The sequence below is a fragment of the Rhodanobacter thiooxydans LCS2 genome (genome assembly GCF_000264375.1).
GTDB classification, from domain to species: Bacteria; Pseudomonadota; Gammaproteobacteria; order Xanthomonadales; family Rhodanobacteraceae; genus Rhodanobacter; species Rhodanobacter thiooxydans.
In genome coordinates this window covers 1-260 of the sequence record NZ_AJXW01000167.1, presented here as the reverse complement: position 1 = coordinate 260, position 260 = coordinate 1, and the positions used below count along the sequence as shown (strand labels likewise).

The following is a 260-nucleotide window of genomic DNA, read 5'->3' as shown; positions in this document are numbered from 1 at the left end:
TTCTTCAGCCAGGACTACCGCGACGCCTATGGCGCCAACGGCCATTACAACGGCCACCAGGCCGCCGCCACGCTGGGCGACAAACAGGGCCGCTGGAGCTGGCTGCTGGAATTCAGCCGCCTCGACAATCACGGCCAGCCGATGCAGTACGCGACCGCAAAGGCCGGCGGCGTTGCGGCCGCGGCGGTGCCGGTCAGCGGCGCCGTGCTGGACCGCAACCCGAACGGCTCGCCGCGGCTGGTGTACGGCGCCAACAGCAG

The 260-nt window shown here is 70.4% G+C and carries 1 pseudogene; it reads left to right on the top strand.

Features of this window, described 5'->3' with window-relative positions:
* Positions 1–260 (top strand): annotated as a pseudogene (locus UUA_RS19740) (TonB-dependent receptor); the annotation flags it as partial.